The following is a 20,946-nucleotide window of genomic DNA, read 5'->3' as shown; positions in this document are numbered from 1 at the left end:
TTTAGTATCGGGGAACTGAGCGATCGACTACGATCGAGTAAGCATCAATTCCACCTGAGATATTTTTTACATTGGTAAATCCTTGCTGGGTGAGCCAGTGGCACATCTGCGCCGATCTCACTCCATGATGACAAAGGACTAATGTTTCTGTTTCAGGATCAAGCTGGCTGTAGATTTGCTCAGCCCATTCCGAAAATTGGCTAAGTGGGAGATTTTGAAACGGTTTCAGAGAAGCCATTTCAAGTTCCCAGGGTTCGCGCACATCGACAAATTGGATATTTGGATTGTCAAGGCATTGAGCCAGGTCTTCAACAGTGATTTGAGAAAAGGACATAGCGATCAAAAATCAGGGTTAGAGCTAGTTTACGCGATCTCTTCTGATCAATCACCCCCACTCTCTCCGGTTGTCGCCTTCTGCGCTGCATACCGTTCCTTAAAAACTCGTTGCTGCACCGCGTGATCAATGATCGGCTTTGGATATCCGGCTCGATCGCGCTCCGCTGCTGAAATCTTGCCCGAAATCAAATCTTGCGTCTCTACACCCCGCAATTCTGGCAACCATTCGCGAATATATTCCGCATCTGCATCAAACTTTTTCGCCTGACTCGCTGGATTAAAAATCCTCAACGGCTTTGGATCCATTCCGCTTGAAGTACTCCACTGCCAACCCCCATTGTTTGCCGACAAATCGCCATCATACAATCGTTGCATAAAGTACTTTTCACCAAGCCGATAATCGACCAGCAGATCTTTCGTCAAAAAGCTTGCAACAATCATTCGACAGCGATTGTGCATCCACGCGGTTGCATTCATCTGCCGCATCGCCGCATCAATAATTGGATAGCCTGTTTTGCCCTCGCACCAAGCCTGAAAATACTTCTCGTTATTCTCCCAAGGAAAATCCTTGAGAACTTTGCGGTAAGCACCGTCTGCTAATTCAGGAAAATGGTACATCGCATGTTGATAAAACTCGCGCCAAGCAATCTCTTGCCGCCAAACTCGAATATCGTCACTTTCTCCGCGATTCTCGGCTGTCTCAACGGTCGCTGACCAAACCTTCCGAACTCCAATCACGCCAAATTTCAATGCAGCACTGAGTAAAGACGTTCCAGACTGAGCCGGAAAATTTCGTTGTTCTTGATACGAGTAAATTGCACTAGAGCAAAATTCTTCGAGTCTTTCCTGGGCTGCTTTTTCACCTGGATCAAGTAGGAGAGGCTGATCCCAAACGTACCCAAGTTCCTTTTCAGTTGGTAGCTCGATCGTGCCTTCTGCTTGCTCTCGCTCTGAATCAGTCAATCCTTCTACACCTTCGAGATCCGGTGCAGGCGCTTTTTTCTTCTGAAGGCTCCAATTCTTCCAAAATGGAGAATACACCGTATAAGGTGTGCCTGATCCTGATTTGATTTCTTCAGGTGAATGCAGCAATTGATCCCAGAATGTCTGTACTTCGATACCCAGATGATTCAGAGCAGCAACTACAGATTGATCGCGATCGCGTCCATACGGCTCGACATCTTGATTGAAAAACACAGCCGCAGCATTCAGCGATCGTGCTAATTTCGGAATTCCCTCTTTCGGATCGGCTTGAATGATCAGCAATTCACTTCCTGCCTTTGCATACCTTTCCTGCAAAGATTTCAAACTTCCGATCAAATACTTCACTCGTGCGGGAGCCACATCGTCTCGATCGAGAATCAAGGGATCAAGACAAAACACCCCGACAACTTTGCGCGATCGTGCGCGTGCCGCAGCCAAACCAAGATTGTCAGAGATCCGCAGATCCCGACGATGCCAAAACAAAATCAAATCAGACATAACTCAGGAGTCGGACAACAAAGAGCGGGCTAAAAAGAAGCTAGAAATCGACTTAGAATCTGCGAGGTCTCCGGCGTGGATTGCCGCTTCTACTTCTTGCGCAGACATTAACACAGTTTCAATATCCTCATCGTCATCTTGAGGAGGAGGTTGATCCACGATCGTCACGTCTGTTGCGAGAAACGCATAAATCACCTCATCCGAATAGCCCGGAGCTAAGAAAAACTCTCCCAACTTCTTCCAATTCTCTGAGGTATATCCTGTCTCTTCCTGAATCTCACGTTGCACAGTTTCGAGCGGATCTTCTCCTTTCTCGACTGTCCCCGCTGGAAACTCATACAATCGACGCTGCACGGCAAATCGATATTGCTTCACCAGCACCAACTTTCCATCGGGCGTAACTGGAATCACTAAAGCACCGCCGGGATGCCGAATACATTCCCAATCGCCCTCTGCCCGATTCGGCAGCCGCAAATGATTGACTTCAAAGTTAAACTTCCGCCCTTTGTACAAAAGGCGTTGTTTGAGGAGTTGAGGAGGTTCTGATCCCAGAGACATGACTCTTACAGGGTGAAGGTGAATCGAAGCTCAGAGCTTTCTGACACCAGAGCCATCGACGAATTGAGCCAGTTCAGCGATCGAACGATTCAATTGGGGATGTCTCCAATCGGGGGCGATTTCGGCTAATGGCACCAGCACAAAAGCGCGATCGCTCATCCGAGGATGTGGAATGCAGAGCGTCTTGGTTTGGAATACTACATCATCAAACAGCAAAATGTCCAAGTCAAGCGTGCGAGCATCCCATTTTTGGTGTCGAATTCGTCCAAACTCCGCTTCAATTTGCTGAAGTTTCGCCAAGAGGTCAAGGGGTTCTAATGAAGTTTCGAGAATGGCGCAGCCGTTGAGATAGTCCGGCTGAGGGGGGCTATTGGGTAAGGTGACGGCTTTGGTTTGATACCAAGACGATCGCGCAATCACAGTTTCTAACCGACTGAGCGCAGATTCTAGAATGGCTTGAGAATCTCCTAAGTTACTGCCAAGTGCGATCGCGTATTTCATCAGATGAGGTTTGTGGTTGGGCTATCAATTATAGTCAACGGAATCGACGCACATTGAATCGACTTGAATGACGAGCGTTTGATCAGGGTTGGAACTGTTTGAACGATTGAGCACGATGCAAATTGGTTCACGCGAGATGTTCTAAAGGTTCGCATGAGACGCTCTGAGATTCGAGCGAGATGCTCTAAGTGTCGCGCGTGAATATTTGAGAATGGCGGGCGAATTTTGGATGAGCGATCGCGCTGCTCTGATCTTGATGCGCGAGGTTCAAAGCATGGTGAGCGGTGAGCGATCGTGCAATTTCAGACTCCATCAGATTAAGATTTATCCTATAGCTGTAGAGTGGCTCTTTCTGCCCTGTGTCGAATCTCACGCCGGAACCAATTGAGGTGTTCGTCTCGTATTCACATCGAGACGAGTTGTTGCGGGATGAATTGGCAAAGCATCTGAGTATTCTGAAGCGTCAGGGCGTGATTAAAGAGTGGCACGATCGAGAAATTAGCCCAGGATCAGAATGGAAAGGCGAGATCGATTCTCATCTGAATTCGGCGCAGATTATTTTGTTGCTGATTAGCGCAGATTTTTTGGCTTCAGATTATTGTTATGACATTGAATTGACAAAAGCATTAGAGAGGCACGACCGCAAAGAAGCCTGCGTCATCCCAATTATTTTGCGCCCTGTCGATTGGAATGATGCCCCCTTTGGAAAACTCCAAGCGCTACCTGAGAATACTTTACCTGTAACCAAATGGGAAAATCTTGACGATGCTTTTCTCAGCGTGACGCGGGGGATTCGTCAGACGATAGAACGATTGAAACAAGCACATCACGATAAGCTAGAACAACCAGAGAGAGAACGACAAAACTCACCAAAACTAGGTCAAATTAAAGAACATCAGGAAAGACAGCAGCAAGCTGTGCAACAGCCATCTGAGCAAGACACCCCTCAGCAAAATAATAAACAAGTCAGAAAGCATGATTGTCTAGTCAAAAGACTACCTTGGAGTCCGCTAACCTGCGTTGTATTAGGGTATGGTCTGTTAGGCTTTTTACTATCCGTATCTGCTGCTGAGATTCGAGTGTGGGCTTTGACTCTGGCTGGAGTTTTGATTGAGGCTGGAGCTTGGGTTTCGGCGAAAGCTTGGGGTTGGGCTTGGGTTCTCGTTGGAGCGTGGGCTTTGTCTGGAGCTTTATATGGAGCTTTAGGTAAGGTGTTAAATGGATCTGGTGCTAGTGTTGCAGTTGGAATATGGACTTTGGTTTTTGCTGGGGTTTGGGCTGGGAAACAGCTTTTGGAGTCGTTCAGTAGAATTGATACATGTTTTATTTTGGCTTTCACTTCAACGATCGGTTTAGCACTTGGAGCTTTAACCTACTGGATCACTCATCGCTGACCTCTCAACTCTAAGATTCAACCGATAGCTTCAGAAATCATTTAGGTTTTCGTCGATCGAGTTCCTAAATTTTTCCTGTTATAGTCGAACAATATCGCCGCATTCTAGACAAGCTAATGGTACATCCTGCGTTCACCGAGATTACCGATGAAGAACTAATGCAGATGAGTTCTAAGAATCCTGAACTGCGATTCGAGCGGAATGCAGACGGGAGTTTAGTCACCATGCCACCAACTGGGGGAATTTCGAGCAATCGAGAAATTAAAGCAGGGGCTTATCTTCTGATTCATGTCGAACAAAATGATTTAGGCGAAGTCTTCAGCTCAAGTGGTGGCTTTCGATTGCCAAATACTGCTGTGCGATCGCCTGATGCAGCGTTTGTTGCGAAGGGTCGATTGCCTGAAGACTGGGATCAACAAGAAGATAAATTTATTTCGGTTGTGCCTGATTTCGTCATTGAAATTCGCTCCAAGTCCGATTCGCTTGAAGGCTTGAAAGAAAAGATGCAGGAGTATATTGAAAATGGCGTGAAATTGGGCTGGTTGATCGATCGTAAAAACAAAACTGCTTACGTCTACCGTGCCGATCGGTCAATTACGCAATATCCCGAATCAGCGACTTTAAGCGGAGAATGATGTCGTTCCAGGATTTACTCTAGCGCTCAAAGTTTTGCTGTAGGGGAAATACGATCGACAAATCTAACTCCAATTCCGAAAACTGAGGCAACTTCACTCTCTCATTCGGTAAAGCAATCCGCTTCAATCGATAACCAAATTCTGAGTCTGACTTACGATACGGTTCGCTATACATTTCTAAGACGCGATCGAGGAGATTGAAAATCCAATAATTTTGGATTTTACCTTCTGCGTACATCTCTAATTTCGCCTCTTGATCATAGGTGAGAGACGGATCTGAAATCTCAATCACGAGCAAAATATCTTCGGGTCTGGGATGTCCTGAAAGGTAATCATCCGGGCGATTCTGAACAATTGCAAAATCAGGTTCTGGCTCTCCATCGTTGGGAAGTGTAATCGGCGATTGATTCTGAAGCGTTGCGCGATCGCCTAGCAAGCGTGGCAATTCTCGGAGCAGTTTTCGATTGCAGGTTTCGTGTGCTTTGCCTTTTGCTGCCATGTGAATCAATTGTCCTCGAATCAGTTCAATATGATCGTCTTCCTGGAAAAATCCCAACTCGGTTAAGCGGTGATATTCCTCGATCGTGAACCGTTTTAGCGTTGGCACATTCATTGCACGACTGGATGTAATTGAGTTTGGTTGAGATATTCTAGCAACAGTAATCTTAGATAATCTTGCGCTTCTACATAGCGTTTGAGTTGCGTGTAGTCATTGTTTTCAGCGAAATACCAATCTAAGAAATAATCAATCTCAAACAGTTTGATTGCTTTGAGATGTTGAATGGTTTCCTCGATCGTCGATCGCATTTTTTGGCTCAAAATCTGATGCGCATAGCCTTGAATTTGAGTTGTGAACATTTCAATTTCGCCCAGGATACTGAAGGTTTGATCTTCTTCCCATTCTGCGAGTTGATGCCGCTCGGATTTGAGCGCTTGGTAATCTATGTTGAGTTGTTCAATCCGTTTGCGAATGTGAACGAGTTCAAGGTCAGACGAACGAGATAGAAGTTGCTCACTCATAATTCGTTAATTCTCTCCATATGAGATGATTTTCCCTGACCGCTCAATCAAAAATTCAAATCCTTTGTTCCATCTTATTGCGCCATCCGCTAAAGTCTTCTGTTTCGCGCTCTTCTTGTTGAAATTCTTAGCCTTGCGGAGATAGCGCAAATAATTGCCAGAATATCCATGTCGTTCAGCGTGGTCAACGATACTATGAGCAAGAGTCTCATAAGTCGCCTGATCCCAATCTGCTAGGAGTGCTTCAATCTCTAAAGCCTCCGCTTCTGTGTAGTTTGCAAATAAAATTTGTTCATACGGATCAAGCGGATTTACCATTTACCCCCTCATTCGCTCATGCGTCCCATTTATCTCGATAATCATTCAACCACACGAGTAGACGACCGCGTTTTAGCCGCAATGCTTCCCTACTTCACTGAGCATTACGGCAATCCTGCGAGTGTGACTCATGCGTACGGATGGGAAGCAGAAGCCGCTGTCAAACAAGCACGAGAAATCATCGCCGATAAGATAGGCGCAACTCCAGAAGAAATTATTTTTACTAGCGGTGCAACTGAGGCAAATAATTTAGCGATTAAAGGTGTTGCAGAAGCTTACTTTAGCCAAGGACGACATATCATCACGGTTCAAACTGAGCACAATGCAGTGTTAGATCCTTGCCGGTATTTAGAATCGCTTGGATTTGAAGTGACTTACTTAGGAGTCGATCGCTTTGGCTTGATCAATCTAGAAGAACTCGAAAAAGCCATGCGTGAAGATACAATTCTAGTCTCGATTATGGCTGCAAATAATGAAATCGGAGTCATTCAACCGATTGAGCAGATTGGCGAGCTTTGTCACAGTCGCAATGTCCTGTTTCACACCGATGCAGCACAAGCCATTGGTAAAATTCCCCTGACTGTGAAAAACATTGATCTTATGTCCATTACAGGACACAAGCTCTATGCACCCAAAGGCATTGGAGCTTTGTATGTTCGGCGGAAAAATCCACGAGTTCAACTCTCTGCCCAGTTACATGGAGGTGGACATGAGCGAGGAATGCGATCGGGAACACTGTACACGCCTCAAATTGTCGGACTCGGTAAAGCGATCGAGCTTGCTGAACCAGAAGAAAAAATTCGAGTCCTGCGCGATCGCTTATGGCAGCAGTTGAACATTGAAGGCATCCATCTCAACGGACACCCCACTCAACGCCTCCCCGGAAACCTAAATATCAGCATTGAGAATGTCGATGGGCAAGCCCTTCTCCTCGGTGTGCAATCGACGATCGCGATTTCATCCGGCTCTGCTTGTACCTCTGCAAAAATTGCACCCTCCCACGTTTTAACCGCGATCGGTGTCCCTGATGAATTAGCCTTTGCTTCGATCCGATTTGGCATTGGCAGATTCAATACAGAGGCAGACATTGATCAAGCAGCACAATGTGTTTTGCAGACGGTCAAAGCGTTACGAAGCTAGCACTCTTTCAATTTGATAATTGACTCAGGCTGTAATCGAGTTTTTCTGCGATCGCACTCACCCAATTTTCATCCTGCTTGGTAAAGCTTCGAGGTGCATTCGCTCCTAAAATCAAAACGCCTTCTTTACCGATGGGCTGACAAATCACACCCTGCGTATTTTCGGGCAGATAGTCAAACTCAATCTTGCCAGGATAAACATTGAGTGCGACGAGATAAATCGGTTTTTGCTTCTCGAGAACTCGCGCTAAGATTGCGCCCGGTTTTACCTCTTTCACAGGGCTAAGAATGCCACGACGCAGCAGCACTTTGCCGCGATAGAAAACAATCAGCGATCGCGTTACCGTATTCGTCAGCAGAATATGAGAAGCCCATGCTAACTCAGTCTTTACAGCTTCCGGTAAGTCTGGATCGAGATCAAACCCTTCTTCACCGATTAATTCGACACTATCAGGTGTACGAGGCTGGATTTGCTGCCAGATTAAGCCCGTCAAAATCAGAATCGCGCTCAAAATCACACCCAAGGCATCCGATCGCGCTTGAGAATCAGTGAGAACAGGGGTGAGAATTCGATTCGTAAACAACAAACTTCCACCCAAAACGCCAACTGCGATCGGTAAAAGGCGTAAAATTCGATTCGGATCAGACTTTGCCATAGGACTTGGTTGAGCAATATTCTTTAACCGTACAGGAGGATGTGATTTGCTGGATCTGTTGAGTGCAGGATTACTGTCAGGGTGGCTGAAAATGGCGGGATTACCCACCTCATTTGATCCGAGCGAAATGCTCGATCGCGTCACGGTTCAGACTCCATTCTGGCAGGCGAGCGATCCAGATGCCGAAAAAGTGGTCAAAGATTATCTGAAATTCCTCAACAGCCAAGGATTAAAGGCGAATGAGCAAGGAATTTGGCTGCAATCTGGCGCGAATCTGCTGCTTAGCAATCAAGGTACAACTCCTGTGCCAGCAGCTTCTCTGACCAAAGTTGCAACTTCGCTGGCAGCCTTACAGACTTGGGGAGTCGATCACCAATTTGAGACGCTGATCGGTACAACTGGAGCTATTGAAAACGGGGTGTTACAGGGGGATTTAGTCATTCAAGGTGGTGGTGATCCTCTGTTTGTCTGGGAAGATGCGATCGCGCTTGGCAATGCCTTAAATCAACTTGGAATTACTCGTGTGACAGGAGATTTAGTGATCACAGGTAGCTTTATGCTCAACTTTCGAGAGAGCACTCTGCAGTCCGGTGAACTGCTCAAACAAGCACTCAACTCAAAAACGTGGGATTCTGACATTCGTGATGAATTTGGGGAAGTTTCAGGAAAACGTCCAACCATTGAAATCAAAGGAAAAGTCAGAACTGGAGCGGCTAACCAACCGACTATTTTGTTAAAACATCGATCGCTACCGTTAGTGCATGTGCTCAAATATCTCAATGTTCATAGCCAAAATGAGATGGCGCAGATGCTAGCCGATAACTTAGGTGGTGTGAAGACTGTGATTGAAAAAGCAGCTTCAGCCGCAAACGTTTCACCCAATGAACTCTTGCTAGCAAATGGGTCTGGACTCGGAGTTGAAAATCGCATCTCTCCTCATGCAGCTTGTGCCATGTTTGCAGCCCTCGATCGTACTCTGTATCCATTAAACTTGTCGATCGCTGATTTCTTCCCGGCTTCCGGTATCGATCGTAACGGAACCTTAGAAGATCGCTCAGTGCCAGAACACGCCGTCATTAAAACCGGAACTCTCAGAGAAGTGAGCGCTCTAGCAGGAGTGTTACCAACTCGCGATCGCGGTTTGATCTATTTCGCGGTGATCAATCGCGGCACTGACATTCTGGAACTGCGATATCAACAAGATTTACTCTTGCAAGCTTTGCAGAAAGTATGGGGTGCAAACATCGATGCAACTGTGGTTCAGCCGAGTCCGTGGTTAAAGAAAACGCCATCAGCACAACGCATTGAGGTCGTTCAGCGCGGGTAAACCCAACCGCCTCGACGGTTCACCGTACCTATGAATTTCATCCGGGGCGGCAACCCCAACCTTTGGCTTCCGGTTTGCCCCAATGCGCCTAACCTTGATTCCTCCTAAATTAGAAACATCGAAACACAGAACGCTACTCTCTCTAAACAAGGTAACCGCCATGATGACTTCTACTCGTTTGCAAGAAATGGAAATGGCACGTCGTCAGTTTAATCAACTCTTCAGCGAACTGATGCCGACTCGCGAAACAACTTGGTCACCTGCGATCGAATTCACCGCGACAGAAGCCGAATTCATCCTTCGTGCTCAACTTCCTGGTATCGCTGCCAAAGACGTTGATGTCCAAATCGGACAAGACACCGTTTCGATCTCAGGCGAGCACAAATTAGAAGCGACAGAAGCCAAAGGACTCCGTTCTGAATTCCGCTATGGCAAATTCCGCCGCGTGATTTCGCTGCCTGCACCTGTGCAAAACGATCAAGCCAAGGCTGAATTGAAAGACGGTATCTTGACCCTCACCCTACCTCGTCTACAAGCGGTGAAACCCACGATCGTCAAACTCAATCTCGTCGAATCAGAAGCGCAAGCTGAAGAAACCGCAGACGTGTGGAATTCCTAAATGTAACCGTGGAAGAGCACTAGGAAGATTAGAGAACTAGGGGACAAGAAGCACAATTTCGACTCCCCCCACTCCCCCACTCCCCACTCTCCCACCCCTCAACCGTCCCCGAAATGGTTCGGTAGGTACGGTAAATACCCCTTCATGGAACGCCAGAACCCGAACAGTATATTAGGTAGGGGATGGAATGCTTTGGTGGCACTGAACTGAAAATTACCCGTTTGAGTCCCGCCGCCCCGATATAAATTCTGGCACTTGCGCCAGTCCCCTACCCCGAACCGCATTGATTAAGTGATGGAGCCGAAGCACCCATATGGCAAAAGTTGTTGGAATTGACTTAGGAACGACAAACTCGTGTGTCGCTGTGATGGAAGGTGGTAAACCCACTGTAATCGCAAACGCGGAAGGATTTCGCACGACCCCCTCAGTCGTCGGTTACGCAAAAAATGGCGATCGCTTAGTTGGTCAAATTGCCAAGCGCCAAGCCGTCATGAACCCAGAGAATACGTTCTACTCGGTCAAACGGTTTATCGGTCGCAGATTTGACGAAGTGACCCATGAAGCAACAGAAGTCGCTTATAAAGTCCTGAACGTTGGCGGAAACGTTAAACTCGATTGCACCGCCCAAGGCAAGCAATTTGCACCGGAAGAAATCTCTGCTCAAGTCCTCCGGAAGCTGAAAGAAGACGCAAGTAAGTACCTCGGCGAAGATGTGACCCAAGCGGTGATCACAGTTCCCGCTTACTTTAACGACTCTCAGCGACAGGCAACCAAAGACGCAGGGAAAATTGCAGGTCTAGAAGTGCTCCGAATTATTAACGAGCCGACTGCTGCATCTCTCGCATACGGTCTTGACAAGAAGAGCAACGAAACAATCCTCGTGTTTGACTTAGGTGGTGGTACGTTTGACGTATCGATCCTCGAAGTGGGCGACGGTGTATTTGAAGTACTCGCAACTTCTGGAGACACTCACTTAGGTGGAGACGACTTCGATAAAAAGATTGTAGATTTCTTAGCTGATGGTTTTGCTCGTGCAGAAGGCATTGACCTCCGCAAAGATAAGCAAGCACTTCAGCGTTTGACTGAAGCGGCTGAGAAAGCAAAAATCGAACTGTCGAGCGTGACTCAAGCGGATATTAACCTCCCGTTTATCACTGCAACTCAAGATGGGCCGAAGCACCTCGATACCACGTTGACCCGTGCAAAGTTTGAGGAATTGTGTGCGGATCTCATCGATCGCTGCCGCATCCCGGTTGAAACTGCACTCCGCGACTCGAAGCTTGACAAGAGCAAGATCGATGAAGTCGTTCTCGTCGGAGGTTCGACCCGGATTCCCGCAGTTCAGGAAGTTGTAAAACGCGTCTTGGGCAAAGATCCGAACCAAACCGTGAACCCAGATGAAGTGGTCGCGATTGGTGCTGCAATTCAAGCAGGTGTCTTGGCAGGTGAAGTTAAAGATATTCTCTTGCTCGACGTATCGCCGTTGTCCTTGGGTGTTGAAACCTTGGGCGGTGTGATGACCAAGATCATTCCTCGTAACACCACGATTCCGACCAAGAAATCGGAAGTATTCTCAACCGCAGTCGATGGACAAAGCAATGTAGAAATCCATGTGCTGCAAGGTGAGCGCGAAATGTCGAACGACAACAAGAGCCTTGGAACCTTCCGTCTGGATGGAATTCCTCCCGCTCCCCGTGGCGTTCCTCAAATCGAAGTAACCTTCGACATTGATGCGAACGGTATCTTGACTGTCTCTGCGAAAGATAAGGGCACAGGTAAAGAACAATCGATCAGCATTACCGGAGCTTCAACCTTACCGAAAGATGATGTTGAACGGATGGTACGCGATGCTGAGCAAAATGCTTCGACCGATAAAGAACGTCGTGAGCGGATTGATCTCAAGAACCAAGCTGACTCCTTGGCATACCAAGCCGAGAAGCAAATCAGCGAGCTAGGCGATAAAGTGCCTGCCGATGATAAGACTAAGGTTGAAGGCTTAGTGAAAGATCTCAGAGATGCGATCGCGGCTGAAGACTTCGACAGAATCAAGTCTCTCCAGACCGACTTACAACAGTCCTTGTACGGCATTAGCCAAAACCTCTATCAGCAAGCAGGCGGCGAAACTCCTGGCGCTGATCCAGGTGCAAGCGCAGGTGGCGGTTCGACCCCTAGTGGCGATGATGTAATCGATGCCGACTTCACTGAGTCGAAGTAAGTTCTCTAGTTGATTGAGAAATGAGGCTGGTAGTTCCCTTGGTTGGAGCTACCAGCTTTTTCATAGCTTAAGCTAGACCTCTTGTATAATGCAGATAACATTGACATAAGCTTATGCAAGATTCTCCTCGTAGATCGATGCCAGTTGTAAAGGCTAGTATGAGAGCGCCAAACCAAGATATTGCTTATTGGCGAACTCAATCTTTTCAGGCGAGAATCGATGCATTAGAAGGAATTCGTCGAGAGTACCATCTCTGGAAATACGGTAATGCTGAACCAAGACTTCAGAGAGTTTATACAATCATTAAACGATAATCAGGTTCGATATCTAGTTGTGGGCGGCTACGCAGTTGCAATCTATGGGCATCCTCGCTATACGAAGGATTTGGATGTCTGGATTGAAATGACCCAGGAGAATGCTGCTAATATCATGCAGGCATTGCAACAGTTCGGTTTTGATTCCCTGAATTTAACGATTGAAGATTTTCTGACTTCAGATCAAGTGATTCAACTTGGATATCCACCTAATCGGATTGATATGATTACAACGCCAGATGGTGTGGATTTTGCGACTTGTTTTCTCACAAGGTCTGAAATCGAAGTTGATGGAGTCATAGTCAATTTTATCGACTTGGAGAATCTGAAGCGGAATAAGAAAGCATCAGGACGGTTACAGGATTTAGCTGATTTGGAAAAGCTTGAAAGTGAAGACTGATTGAGTGACTGGGTGAAGAACACTTATGATTTTTACGAATTAGGCAAGCCTTCAGAAAGTGCTGACTAGGGAATCGCGGCTGAAGACTTTGACAGAATCAAGTCTCTCCAGACCGACTTACAACAGTCCTTGTATGGCATTAGCCAAAACCTCTATCAGCAAGCAGGTGGCGAAGCTCCTGGCGCTGATCCAGGTGCAAGTGCTGGCGGTGGTTCGACCTCTGGTGGCGATGATGTGATTGACGCTGACTTTACTGAGTCGAAGTAAGTTCTCTAGTTGATTGAGAAATGAGGCTGGTAGTTTCCCATGAGTGGAGCTACCAGCTTTTTTAAGTATCTAAAGCATGTGTTCAACTAGCAATATCTAAGCCTGTCAAATTTCTGAATGTACAACGTAGCTTCATGCTCGTCGCTACCTAAAGTGACTCTGGTTTAAGATAGACTCTCGCCCATTTGTAGCGGTCTGGATCTTTATTGAGAAGATACTCGACAACTTCTCGGCGTTTTTCCTTCTGTTTCGTCATCCTGACAATTTTTTCAATTTCATTGTCTGTATCAGTCGCTCCACGCTCTACTGCCATTTCAAACCAATAATCGCCCTGAGTATAATTACCTCGATCGTAGGACAAAGCGCCCATTAAGGTGAAAGGCTGATGACTCTCCGGTTGGCATTCCATAGCTTTTGTTGCACACTGTTCTGCCTCATCTAGCTGTTCCAAATCGCGGAAAGCGGCTCCTCTTGTAACGAGCAAAGCTGCTTTCAAGTCTAGTTCTTTTACTTTGTCCCAATTCAGCGTCTGTGTGACCTCTAATGCTTTTTCAGGTTTACCTGCTTTGCGCCAATTACTACTTGCACTTGCTAGATTCCATCGATTTCCAGTACGTCGGTATTCTTTCTGATAGAAAATAGCTTCTAATTGATAGTGAGCGATCGCAATGTTGCCAGTTCGAGAAAGACGACCTTCTTCAATGAGTTGCACAACTTGTTTTGGGTCAAGTCGTTCTCCTCGCTCCAATCTGAGCATGATTTCGTAGAATGGCTCGATCGCTAATGCTCCGAAAATTCGATATTTTGTTTTTAACATCCTGAAATGCGTCTGTATCAGTATCTGTGCTGTTCCAGCCAATCCTTGATCTGATAGCCATTGAATGTCTCCTGCAATAACTTGGGAATCCCAGTTCCGCATAGAGGTTTCTGAATTGAGTGCCTCAAGACGTTTCAAAATCAGGAACAAAGGATTAGTAGGCTCTGAACTCTCGCACTGAGTTGCTTGATACTTCGATTTCAGTGATGCAAAAAGAATTTTATCTTTATGATGCTGTGCAAGAGTGACGAGCGTGTTCAGATTTTGCTTGCTTAGCCATTTGCATTCCCGATTGACTAGCGCCTCTTCTGCGTCCAACTTCTTGAGAATGGTATAGAGCGGACTAGAAATAGAAGTATCCGGATGCGCCTCAACTTGGTATTTTGCCTTAAGCACTGAAAACTCGCCTTCAGCTTTTCTCTCGTTTTCCTGCTGCCAATAAATGTCTAATGTTTCATAGAAATCATGAGCTAAAAGCCAATCTGCTTCAGCATCAGTTAACTGTTCACGAACATTCAGTTTTTTCAGAATTGAGAAGAGAGGCTCCTCTGGGAGACGATCAAGATGTTTTGCCGCTTTGTAGGTCACTTTGAGTTGCGAAAACTGCAAAACTTCCTGAATCACTTTCTTTGTATCTACAAGAGCATCATGATTGAGAAGTTCTAACTCCGAAGCTGAAATGACACCTCCGGATTCTACTTTCCAAAGCAGTGAACTGATGGGATTTGCGATCGTAAGCTCTGCATCTTCTGGAATACAATAGCGAACTCGGAGCCGCAAAAGTTCAGCTTCTAGTCTTTGTAGCTCTTCGGTTTTGTATTGCTGCAAATCAATGATGCCAGCGGTTTTAGTGAAGCGATTCTCAATGAGCCATTGAAACTCTATCTCTGTAATCTGAATCCCTAACTCAGCTTTCCTAAGAATGAAATATAGAAAAATGTCCGGTTCAGCAGATTGGTTGTGCTCAACTTGATACTTCTCCTTGAGAGCAGTAAAGTGCTGATTCTGAAGCTTACGATGATCCATATAGCGTGAAATACTCGTTAACGATCGCTCGTCTAGATTACCCACGCTAGAAAATCTTACAAACGAGGCAGCGAGATTGAACTTACATTCGTCCAATCTCGCTGCTCGCAAGTTTTAGACAGACTTCAGAGCGTTTATCAGCAGACTATTCCTCATCTTTTGCAGCCGTGCGTTCGATCTTGTGGCTGAACGTAATTAACGCCTTGCCCAAGGTGTGCAGAGGCCCTTTCACACCGCGAGCCGCTTCATCTCCGATCGCATTCGTTTGCTCGCCAAGCGTCTCTAGCACCTCCGCAATTTCACTTCCATCAGACTTTTTGCCCCTCAAGAGTTTTTTCAGTTCCTTCAAAGATGCAGACAACTCTTTGATATTGTCCTCCTTGTGACCTTTGAGAAAATCCACCCATTCATCGATCGAATCGATCGCTTCATTGGATTCGATCTCCGTAGGATCTCCGTGTAGAATCTCTGTCAAAGATTCGACATCGGGAGCATTATCGAGATCTGATCCTCCGCTTGTTTGTTGAGCCGAATTTTGCTCTTTTTCTAACTTAGAAGAATCCATTTCTTTTTGTGATTTTTTGTCTTTTTGGGTTGCCATAATTGTTATTCCTGCTATGTTTCAGCCGAGTTATGACATTCAAAATAAAGTTATTAAAAATGTATTTCCTCATCTAAAAGAAGAGATATAAATCACACTTTTGGATGAGTACAATCACATCCGAAATATGACACAGATCACAGCCCTAAATTGGTCGAAATGCCCTCTATACAAAGGATTGAGATCTTGCGTGTTTCTGCCGAATTCATACCAGAAGAAACTCGATCAGTACCGTATATCGACGATGGCTTGAAACCATTTCTATACAGAAAATAAGCTCAACGCTGATGTGAACTTTGACCTTGTGGTAGATGATGGCAACTCAATCTTCTTTACGCTCCCGTGGAATGGAACTGTTAGTTTCGTATCACCAAAACCCCTCGGTAAGACTGCGAAACCAGTTGGTGCAGATGAATGCAGGTTTAGTGCGGAAAATCGCTCATCGGGTGAGTCATCAATGTGCAGAACCCTATGAAGACCTCGAACAGATTGGATATTTAGGGCTGATTCGAGCGATCGAACGGTTTAATCCCAATCAAGGATGCGCGTTCAGTTCGTTCGCCGTACCGTATATTCGAGGCGAAATGCTTCACTTCTTACGCGATCGCGCTGGAACCGTCAAAATTCCCCGTCGCTGGCAGCAATTGAATAAAGAAGGGCAACGAGTCCGCGAACAATTAATGGAAGCCTTCGGACGGCAACCCAGTGACGAAGAGATTGCAGATGTATTAAAAGTGTCGGTGAACGAATGGCGCGAGAGCAAACTGGCTGCAAAGAACCGATTACCGCTGAGTTTAGACGCAACCGTGTGTCAGCAGTTAGATTCTCCGATGACATTGGGCGACACCTTACCCGATGTCAGATATCAAGCCCTCCAAGTGCTCGAAGAAGACCGCCAGCAATTACAACGCGCCTTAAATCAGCTTGAAGATAAGACCCGCCAAGCGATCGAATATGTTTTCCTACATGATTTATCGCGTAAAGAAGTCGCAGAACAGATTGGAGTCAGCCCGATGACGGTGACGCGCCGGATTCATCGCGGAATTCAACAAATGGTCGGATTGCTTCATCCTCAAGTGATGCAGAGCGATCCCTAAGAAATTGACAGCCAAATTTTTCATCTATCGAGTCGCCGGATTGAATCAATCCGGCGTTTCTTGTCTTTCAAGATTTCAATAAAATAAGCTCCCCGATTGGTTGAGAATCAGGGAGCTTAGACGATCGCTCAATTAAAAAATCTAGCCAACCTTGAGCAATTCCACATCAAAAAATAGCGTCGAATTTGGTGGAATCGGGCCAATGCCTCGACTTCCATACCCCAAATCGGGTGGAATTTCTAAAGTGCGACGACCGCCCACTTTCATTGAGCCAACGCCTTCATCCCAGCCTTTGATCACCTGCCCTACGCCAATTTTGAATTTGAAAGGCTGACCGCGATCGCGAGAACTGTCAAACTTCGTGCCGTCTTTTAACGTTCCCGTGTAATGAACCGTCACGAGTTGACCCACTTCAGGAGTCTCGCCCGTTCCTTCAACCACATCAACATATTTCAGACCAGACGCAGTTTCGGTCGGTTCTTTCGATTCAGCAGGATTCGGAGTTGTCATCGGTTTTAAATCAGCAGCTTGTGCTACTTGAACTACAGGAGCAGCTTCGGTCTTAGGCATTTCAGCAGCGATCGCGCTATCACGAGAACCTCCCGTAATCTGTGCCACGACCAGCACCGCAATACAAGCCACCATGACGCCGAAGCTGATCAAAATCTCTCTCATGATCAGTTTTCTTGAATGTGCTTTTCAATTTTCACACTGATTCTCATTTCCAGAGCTTATTTTCTAAATCTCGCACCTGTCGCTCTAAGCGATCGAGTCTGCCGCGCAATTCATCCATTTCGTTCTGGCGAGGCACACCCAAATCCATCAGCATGTTGCGAAGCTGCCGCTGAAACTGGGCTTCAAATCCGCCCTGCTCGGTTTTCAGTTGATTCATCAGATCATCGACGAAGCCTTTTGCCTGATCGGGATTGAGTTTGCCCTCTTTCACCCACTGATCCCCAACTTCTTTGAGTTTTTCAGCGACCAAAGACGTTGTGCCCACACCGAGCATCAGCAGTTGCGTGATCCAATTGTTGTTATCCATATTTTTAGTCGTTCGTCGATCGTGGCTGCATTCATTCTGGCAAATCCTTGTTAATCCGCAACAGGACGGTTTCCCGTCTGCGTCCATCCAGTGCGACACTAGAAATACACGCTTGCTGTGATTTTCGCGAATTTTATGTCAGATTCTCAAACCATTAGTGCAGCAGTTGCCGCACTTTATAACACCTACCCTTTTCCACCAGAGCCTTTATTAGATGAGCCACCACCCGGCTACAACTGGCGCTGGAATTGGCTGGCTGCGTATAGTTTTTGTACCGGACAGAAACCGAAACGCCAAGATGTCCGGATTTTAGATGCGGGATGTGGAACAGGCGTTGGCACAGAATATCTTGTGCATTTGAATCCTCACGCTCAGGTGACGGGGATTGATTTGAGTGCAGGGGCGTTAACCGTTGCGCGAGAGCGCTGTCAGAGATCGGGAGCCGATCGTGTTGAGTTTCATCACCTCAGTCTCTACGATGCCAATCAACTTTCCGGTCAGTTCGATTTAATTAATTGCGTGGGCGTATTGCACCATTTACCCGATCCAAACCGAGGGATTCAATCCTTGGCAACCAAACTTGCGCTGGGTGGATTGATGCACATTTTTGTGTATTCAGAATTGGGACGATATGAAATTCAACTGATGCAAGAAGCGATTAAGCTTTTGCAATCGGATCGATCCGACTATCGCGAAGGCGTAGCGATCGGGCGGCAGATTTTTGCGTCCTTGCCTCCCAACAATCGACTGGTGCGCCGAGAACAAGAGCGCTGGTCGATGGAGAATACGCGCGATGAGTGCTTTGCCGACATGTACGTCCATCCGCGTGAAGTCGATTACAACATTCACACGCTGTTTGAGTTGATTGATGCGTCTGGATTGAATTTTTTAGGCTTCTCAAATCCGCGTCAGTGGGAGGCATCGCGACTGTTCAATCAGCCGGACTTGCTGGAACGGGCGGATAAATTGAGCGATCAAGAAAGATATCGCTTAATTGAACTCCTTGATCCAGAGTCGGTGACTCATTACGAATTCTTCTTGAGTCGAGGGGAATTACCAAAATCAGATTGGAGTTCGGATGAAGCCCTTTTACAGGCAATTCCTGAACGCAGTCCTTGTATGGACGGATGGGAGAGCCGCTGTTTGTTTAATTACGATTACCAAATCATCAATCTGGCTGAAGATGAGTTTGAATTTTTGAAGGCTTGCGATGGTAATCAGACACAATCGGTGCAAGAGATTCTCTCGACGGTTTCGATTTCGATCGATAAAGTGCGATCGCTGCAAGAACAGCAGCTTATCTTACTGACTCCGTAGGATTTGTTGCCGTTTGTGAAGGAATTCATGGCTGCCGATTCAAGCAAGCGGTCATGAATCCCTTCAGCCAGAATACGATTTTCTCGGCTGATGTCCGTTCTCACAGCATCACTCAGGCGCTTTTGACAACCCTCAGAGTAGAAATTCTTTGATCGGCAATTGACAAAATCCCCGTGTCAAAAGTCATTAAGTATTATTACCTCCACATGATATGATTGCTTCTGGTTCAGATTGTTGGGGATCGCTCGGACATCAATGATATTCGATCGTTATCATGACAATGTGAATCTAACTTTGGAGCCGCGCCTGCTATGGAAGAAACGATCCAAACTGGTACAGAAAAACCAGAGTCAAGTCAGTCCATGGATGACTTTTATCGACTCCAAAATGAGTTGCTAATCGTAACCGTGATCTTGACTGGGCTAATATTCTTCCCTGTCTGGTATTTCTATTCGCTCAACACTGCTCTGAATTATTTAATTGGAGCGTGTACAGGTGTGGTTTACTTAAAGTTATTGGCGCGAAATGTAGAGCGACTCGGTACGGAAAAGCAAAAAATCAGCAAAACACATTTAGCTGTTTTTATTGGGGTAATGGTTCTCGTTACTCAAGTGAAAGATCTTCATGTGCTGCCTGTATTTCTAGGCTTTTTAACGTATAAAGGAACCCTACTCGTCCATACCTTGCGGATTCTGTTTAAGCCTGAACAAACTCAGACCTAACTTAATAGAAATTCGCGAAAAAAATATTGCTCCTTGAATCTGGGGAAAGCCGCCTGAACTGAAATGCTTAATTTCCTCGACGCTCCCAACGTTTTACCGATCGCCAGCTTAGAAGTGGGTCATCACCTCTACTGGCAAATTGGCAATCTGAAGATTCATGGGCAGGTATTTATTGTCTCTTGGATCGTCATCGGGCTATTGGTTGGAGCTTCATTGCTCGCAACCCGTAACGCTCAACGCGTTCCAAAAGGCATTCAGAACCTGATGGAGTACGCGCTGGAGTTTGTGCGTGAGTTGGCAAAAAACCAGCTAGGCGAGAAAGAGTACCGTCCTTGGGTTCCGTTTATTGGCACTCTGTTTCTGTTCATCTTTGTCTCTAACTGGTCGGGCGCACTCGTTCCCTGGAAGCTGATTAAGCTACCAGAAGGCGAACTCGCTGCCCCCACGAATGACATCAACACCACAGTTGCTTTAGCACTCTTGGTGTCGCTGGCATATTTTTACGCAGGCTTCAGTAAGAAAGGATTGGGCTACTTTGCGAAGTACGTTCAACCTACTCCGGTTCTTCTGCCCATCGCGATTCTAGAAGACTTCACGAAGCCGCTTTCACTCAGCTTCCGACTTTTTGGTAACATCTTGGCGGATGAATTGGTGGTCGGTGTATTGGTGCTTCTAGTGCCGCTGTTCGTCCCACTTCCTGTGATGCTGCTGGGTCTATTTACCAGTGCAATTCAGGCTTTGGTGTTTGCGACTCTGGCAGGTGCTTACATTCACGAAGCACTTGAAGGTCACGGCGACGAACATCACGATTAGCCGCATTTTCTTGTCCGAATCTGTTCACCGTATTCAATCGAAGGAAAATCACTATGAATCCTACCGTTGCTGCTGCTTCTGTAATCGCTGCCGCACTCGCGATCGGTCTTGCTGCAATTGGACCTGGTATTGGTCAAGGTAATGCTTCTGGAGAAGCTGTTGCAGGAATTGCACGTCAGCCTGAAGCAGAAGGCAAAATTCGCGGTACGTTGCTGTTGACCCTCGCGTTTATGGAATCTCTGACCATCTACGGTCTGGTAATCGCGTTGGTTCTCTTGTTCGCGAACCCATTTGCATAAGTTCGAATTCAAAACTCGGAATTCAGATTGA

General features: G+C 46.4%; 26 protein-coding genes. 13 read left to right on the top strand and 13 right to left on the bottom strand.

Annotated elements, in window-relative coordinates; all coding sequences use genetic code 11:
• Position 1: 1 nt before the first annotated feature.
• From OU814_RS07305 to OU814_RS07285, 5 genes are all read right to left on the bottom strand, one after another.
• On the bottom strand, positions 2 to 334 hold the full coding sequence (locus OU814_RS07305; RefSeq protein ID WP_268181593.1) for a rhodanese-like domain-containing protein: 333 nt from the start codon (positions 332 to 334) through the stop codon (positions 2 to 4).
• Between the two features lie 47 nt (positions 335 to 381).
• Complete coding sequence (locus OU814_RS07300) at positions 382 to 1,818, bottom strand: FAD-binding domain-containing protein (protein ID WP_268181591.1); 1,437 nt, start codon at positions 1,816 to 1,818, stop codon at positions 382 to 384.
• Positions 1,819 to 1,821: 3 nt separating this feature from the next.
• Positions 1,822 to 2,376, bottom strand: a complete 555-nt coding sequence (locus OU814_RS07295) for an NUDIX hydrolase (protein WP_017289617.1) — start codon at positions 2,374 to 2,376, stop codon at positions 1,822 to 1,824.
• Positions 2,377 to 2,406: 30 nt separating this feature from the next.
• Entirely contained in the window at positions 2,407 to 2,877 is a 471-nt protein-coding gene (gene folK, locus OU814_RS07290; RefSeq protein WP_190650523.1) for a 2-amino-4-hydroxy-6-hydroxymethyldihydropteridine diphosphokinase, read from the bottom strand.
• A gap of 184 nt (positions 2,878 to 3,061) precedes the next feature.
• Positions 3,062 to 3,190, bottom strand: coding sequence for a hypothetical protein (locus OU814_RS07285; protein WP_268181588.1), 129 nt, complete (start codon positions 3,188 to 3,190; stop codon positions 3,062 to 3,064).
• A gap of 46 nt (positions 3,191 to 3,236) precedes the next feature.
• On the opposite strand from OU814_RS07285, the gene OU814_RS07280 reads away from it, so the two are divergent.
• Positions 3,237 to 4,271, top strand: a complete 1,035-nt coding sequence (locus tag OU814_RS07280; protein ID WP_268181586.1) for a toll/interleukin-1 receptor domain-containing protein — start codon at positions 3,237 to 3,239, stop codon at positions 4,269 to 4,271.
• Positions 4,272 to 4,387: 116 nt separating this feature from the next.
• Positions 4,388 to 4,906: a Uma2 family endonuclease gene (locus tag OU814_RS07275; RefSeq protein WP_268181584.1), complete on the top strand. Its 519-nt coding sequence runs from the start codon at positions 4,388 to 4,390 to the stop codon at positions 4,904 to 4,906.
• 19 nt (positions 4,907 to 4,925) lie between these two features.
• Here the strand turns inward: OU814_RS07275 and OU814_RS07270 are convergent, their stop codons facing one another.
• Genes OU814_RS07270 through OU814_RS07260 form a run of 3 tightly spaced genes read right to left on the bottom strand, consistent with a single transcriptional unit; the run spans position 4,926 to position 6,244 of the window.
• Positions 4,926 to 5,519: a Uma2 family endonuclease gene (locus OU814_RS07270; RefSeq protein WP_268181582.1), complete on the bottom strand. Its 594-nt coding sequence runs from the start codon at positions 5,517 to 5,519 to the stop codon at positions 4,926 to 4,928.
• A complete protein-coding gene (locus OU814_RS07265) occupies positions 5,516 to 5,926 on the bottom strand; it encodes a hypothetical protein (protein ID WP_268181580.1) in 411 nt (136 codons plus the stop codon). Before OU814_RS07265 ends, OU814_RS07270 begins: the two co-directional genes overlap by 4 nt.
• Before the next feature lie 6 nt (positions 5,927 to 5,932).
• Positions 5,933 to 6,244 carry a hypothetical protein gene (locus OU814_RS07260; protein WP_268181578.1) on the bottom strand — a complete coding sequence of 104 codons (312 nt, stop codon included), beginning with the start codon at positions 6,242 to 6,244 and terminating at the stop codon, positions 5,933 to 5,935.
• 18 nt (positions 6,245 to 6,262) lie between these two features.
• Here OU814_RS07260 and OU814_RS07255 point away from each other — a divergent pair, with 18 nt between their 5' ends.
• The gene (locus tag OU814_RS07255) at positions 6,263 to 7,384 is read left to right on the top strand and encodes a cysteine desulfurase family protein (protein WP_268181576.1); all 1,122 of its coding nucleotides are present in this window, start codon (positions 6,263 to 6,265) and stop codon (positions 7,382 to 7,384) included.
• Between the two features lie 7 nt (positions 7,385 to 7,391).
• On the opposite strand, the gene OU814_RS07250 is transcribed toward OU814_RS07255, so the two are convergent.
• Complete coding sequence (locus tag OU814_RS07250) at positions 7,392 to 8,039, bottom strand: cofactor assembly of complex C subunit B (RefSeq protein ID WP_268181574.1); 648 nt, start codon at positions 8,037 to 8,039, stop codon at positions 7,392 to 7,394.
• Positions 8,040 to 8,085: 46 nt separating this feature from the next.
• Here OU814_RS07250 and OU814_RS07245 point away from each other — a divergent pair, with 46 nt between their 5' ends.
• The 5 genes from OU814_RS07245 (at position 8,086) to OU814_RS07225 (ending at position 13,181) form a co-directional block, all read left to right on the top strand.
• Positions 8,086 to 9,366 (top strand): D-alanyl-D-alanine carboxypeptidase, encoded by a 1,281-nt coding sequence (locus OU814_RS07245; protein WP_268181572.1) that lies wholly within the window; start codon positions 8,086 to 8,088, stop codon positions 9,364 to 9,366.
• A gap of 160 nt (positions 9,367 to 9,526) precedes the next feature.
• Positions 9,527 to 9,985 (top strand): Hsp20/alpha crystallin family protein, encoded by a 459-nt coding sequence (locus OU814_RS07240; protein ID WP_051077883.1) that lies wholly within the window; start codon positions 9,527 to 9,529, stop codon positions 9,983 to 9,985.
• 313 nt (positions 9,986 to 10,298) lie between these two features.
• Entirely contained in the window at positions 10,299 to 12,200 is a 1,902-nt protein-coding gene (gene dnaK / locus OU814_RS07235; RefSeq protein WP_268181570.1) for a molecular chaperone DnaK, read from the top strand.
• Between the two features lie 267 nt (positions 12,201 to 12,467).
• Positions 12,468 to 12,914, top strand: a complete 447-nt coding sequence (locus OU814_RS07230; protein ID WP_268181569.1) for a nucleotidyltransferase domain-containing protein — start codon at positions 12,468 to 12,470, stop codon at positions 12,912 to 12,914.
• A gap of 129 nt (positions 12,915 to 13,043) precedes the next feature.
• Positions 13,044 to 13,181, top strand: a complete 138-nt coding sequence (locus OU814_RS07225) for a hypothetical protein (protein WP_268181567.1) — start codon at positions 13,044 to 13,046, stop codon at positions 13,179 to 13,181.
• A 148-nt stretch (positions 13,182 to 13,329) separates the two neighbouring features.
• Here the strand turns inward: OU814_RS07225 and OU814_RS07220 are convergent, their stop codons facing one another.
• Both OU814_RS07220 and OU814_RS07215 read right to left on the bottom strand, forming a co-directional pair.
• The gene (locus tag OU814_RS07220; RefSeq protein WP_268181565.1) at positions 13,330 to 15,069 is read right to left on the bottom strand and encodes a hypothetical protein; all 1,740 of its coding nucleotides are present in this window, start codon (positions 15,067 to 15,069) and stop codon (positions 13,330 to 13,332) included.
• 100 nt (positions 15,070 to 15,169) lie between these two features.
• Positions 15,170 to 15,625: a hypothetical protein gene (locus OU814_RS07215; protein WP_017289634.1), complete on the bottom strand. Its 456-nt coding sequence runs from the start codon at positions 15,623 to 15,625 to the stop codon at positions 15,170 to 15,172.
• A gap of 311 nt (positions 15,626 to 15,936) precedes the next feature.
• Here OU814_RS07215 and OU814_RS07210 point away from each other — a divergent pair, with 311 nt between their 5' ends.
• Positions 15,937 to 16,722, top strand: a complete 786-nt coding sequence (locus OU814_RS07210) for an RNA polymerase sigma factor SigF (RefSeq protein WP_239741201.1) — start codon at positions 15,937 to 15,939, stop codon at positions 16,720 to 16,722.
• A gap of 141 nt (positions 16,723 to 16,863) precedes the next feature.
• Here the strand turns inward: OU814_RS07210 and OU814_RS07205 are convergent, their stop codons facing one another.
• Both OU814_RS07205 and OU814_RS07200 read right to left on the bottom strand, forming a co-directional pair.
• Positions 16,864 to 17,397: an FKBP-type peptidyl-prolyl cis-trans isomerase gene (locus OU814_RS07205; RefSeq protein WP_017289636.1), complete on the bottom strand. Its 534-nt coding sequence runs from the start codon at positions 17,395 to 17,397 to the stop codon at positions 16,864 to 16,866.
• Between the two features lie 43 nt (positions 17,398 to 17,440).
• Positions 17,441 to 17,764, bottom strand: coding sequence for a phasin family protein (locus OU814_RS07200; RefSeq protein WP_017289637.1), 324 nt, complete (start codon positions 17,762 to 17,764; stop codon positions 17,441 to 17,443).
• Positions 17,765 to 17,899: 135 nt separating this feature from the next.
• On the opposite strand from OU814_RS07200, the gene OU814_RS07195 reads away from it, so the two are divergent.
• The 4 genes from OU814_RS07195 to atpE all read left to right on the top strand — a co-directional run bounded on the left by OU814_RS07195 (position 17,900) and on the right by atpE (position 20,915).
• Positions 17,900 to 19,081 (top strand): class I SAM-dependent methyltransferase, encoded by a 1,182-nt coding sequence (locus tag OU814_RS07195; protein ID WP_268181562.1) that lies wholly within the window; start codon positions 17,900 to 17,902, stop codon positions 19,079 to 19,081.
• Between the two features lie 311 nt (positions 19,082 to 19,392).
• The gene (locus tag OU814_RS07190; protein WP_017289639.1) at positions 19,393 to 19,803 is read left to right on the top strand and encodes an ATP synthase subunit I; all 411 of its coding nucleotides are present in this window, start codon (positions 19,393 to 19,395) and stop codon (positions 19,801 to 19,803) included.
• Between the two features lie 63 nt (positions 19,804 to 19,866).
• A complete protein-coding gene (gene atpB / locus OU814_RS07185) occupies positions 19,867 to 20,616 on the top strand; it encodes a F0F1 ATP synthase subunit A (RefSeq protein ID WP_017289640.1) in 750 nt (249 codons plus the stop codon).
• Positions 20,617 to 20,669: 53 nt separating this feature from the next.
• A complete protein-coding gene (atpE, locus tag OU814_RS07180; RefSeq protein ID WP_017289641.1) occupies positions 20,670 to 20,915 on the top strand; it encodes an ATP synthase F0 subunit C in 246 nt (81 codons plus the stop codon).
• The last annotated feature ends 31 nt before the right edge of the window (positions 20,916 to 20,946 follow it).

This window comes from Leptolyngbya sp. GGD, from assembly GCF_026735145.1.
Lineage (GTDB): Bacteria > Cyanobacteriota > Cyanobacteriia > Leptolyngbyales > Leptolyngbyaceae > Leptolyngbya > Leptolyngbya boryana.
This window is presented reverse-complemented; position numbering and strand designations above follow the sequence as displayed.

Excerpts from the sequence above, each read along its gene's own strand:
- OU814_RS07305 (WP_268181593.1), bottom strand. The coding sequence starts at position 334 with ATGTCCTTTTCTCAAATCACTGTTGAAGACCTGGCTCAATGCCTTGAC.
- OU814_RS07300 (WP_268181591.1), bottom strand. The coding sequence starts at position 1,818 with ATGTCTGATTTGATTTTGTTTTGGCATCGTCGGGATCTGCGGATCTCT.
- OU814_RS07295 (WP_017289617.1), bottom strand. The coding sequence starts at position 2,376 with ATGTCTCTGGGATCAGAACCTCCTCAACTCCTCAAACAACGCCTTTTG.
- folK (WP_190650523.1), bottom strand. The coding sequence starts at position 2,877 with ATGAAATACGCGATCGCACTTGGCAGTAACTTAGGAGATTCTCAAGCC.
- OU814_RS07285 (WP_268181588.1), bottom strand. The coding sequence starts at position 3,190 with ATGGAGTCTGAAATTGCACGATCGCTCACCGCTCACCATGCTTTGAAC.
- OU814_RS07275 (WP_268181584.1), top strand. The coding sequence starts at position 4,388 with ATGGTACATCCTGCGTTCACCGAGATTACCGATGAAGAACTAATGCAG.
- OU814_RS07270 (WP_268181582.1), bottom strand. The coding sequence starts at position 5,519 with ATGAATGTGCCAACGCTAAAACGGTTCACGATCGAGGAATATCACCGC.
- OU814_RS07265 (WP_268181580.1), bottom strand. The coding sequence starts at position 5,926 with ATGAGTGAGCAACTTCTATCTCGTTCGTCTGACCTTGAACTCGTTCAC.
- OU814_RS07260 (WP_268181578.1), bottom strand. The coding sequence starts at position 6,244 with ATGGTAAATCCGCTTGATCCGTATGAACAAATTTTATTTGCAAACTAC.
- OU814_RS07255 (WP_268181576.1), top strand. The coding sequence starts at position 6,263 with ATGCGTCCCATTTATCTCGATAATCATTCAACCACACGAGTAGACGAC.
- OU814_RS07250 (WP_268181574.1), bottom strand. The coding sequence starts at position 8,039 with ATGGCAAAGTCTGATCCGAATCGAATTTTACGCCTTTTACCGATCGCA.
- OU814_RS07240 (WP_051077883.1), top strand. The coding sequence starts at position 9,527 with ATGATGACTTCTACTCGTTTGCAAGAAATGGAAATGGCACGTCGTCAG.
- dnaK (WP_268181570.1), top strand. The coding sequence starts at position 10,299 with ATGGCAAAAGTTGTTGGAATTGACTTAGGAACGACAAACTCGTGTGTC.
- OU814_RS07230 (WP_268181569.1), top strand. The coding sequence starts at position 12,468 with ATGCTGAACCAAGACTTCAGAGAGTTTATACAATCATTAAACGATAAT.
- OU814_RS07215 (WP_017289634.1), bottom strand. The coding sequence starts at position 15,625 with ATGGCAACCCAAAAAGACAAAAAATCACAAAAAGAAATGGATTCTTCT.
- OU814_RS07210 (WP_239741201.1), top strand. The coding sequence starts at position 15,937 with ATGATGGCAACTCAATCTTCTTTACGCTCCCGTGGAATGGAACTGTTA.
- OU814_RS07205 (WP_017289636.1), bottom strand. The coding sequence starts at position 17,397 with ATGAGAGAGATTTTGATCAGCTTCGGCGTCATGGTGGCTTGTATTGCG.
- OU814_RS07200 (WP_017289637.1), bottom strand. The coding sequence starts at position 17,764 with ATGGATAACAACAATTGGATCACGCAACTGCTGATGCTCGGTGTGGGC.
- OU814_RS07195 (WP_268181562.1), top strand. The coding sequence starts at position 17,900 with ATGTCAGATTCTCAAACCATTAGTGCAGCAGTTGCCGCACTTTATAAC.
- OU814_RS07190 (WP_017289639.1), top strand. The coding sequence starts at position 19,393 with ATGGAAGAAACGATCCAAACTGGTACAGAAAAACCAGAGTCAAGTCAG.
- atpB (WP_017289640.1), top strand. The coding sequence starts at position 19,867 with ATGCTTAATTTCCTCGACGCTCCCAACGTTTTACCGATCGCCAGCTTA.
- atpE (WP_017289641.1), top strand. The coding sequence starts at position 20,670 with ATGAATCCTACCGTTGCTGCTGCTTCTGTAATCGCTGCCGCACTCGCG.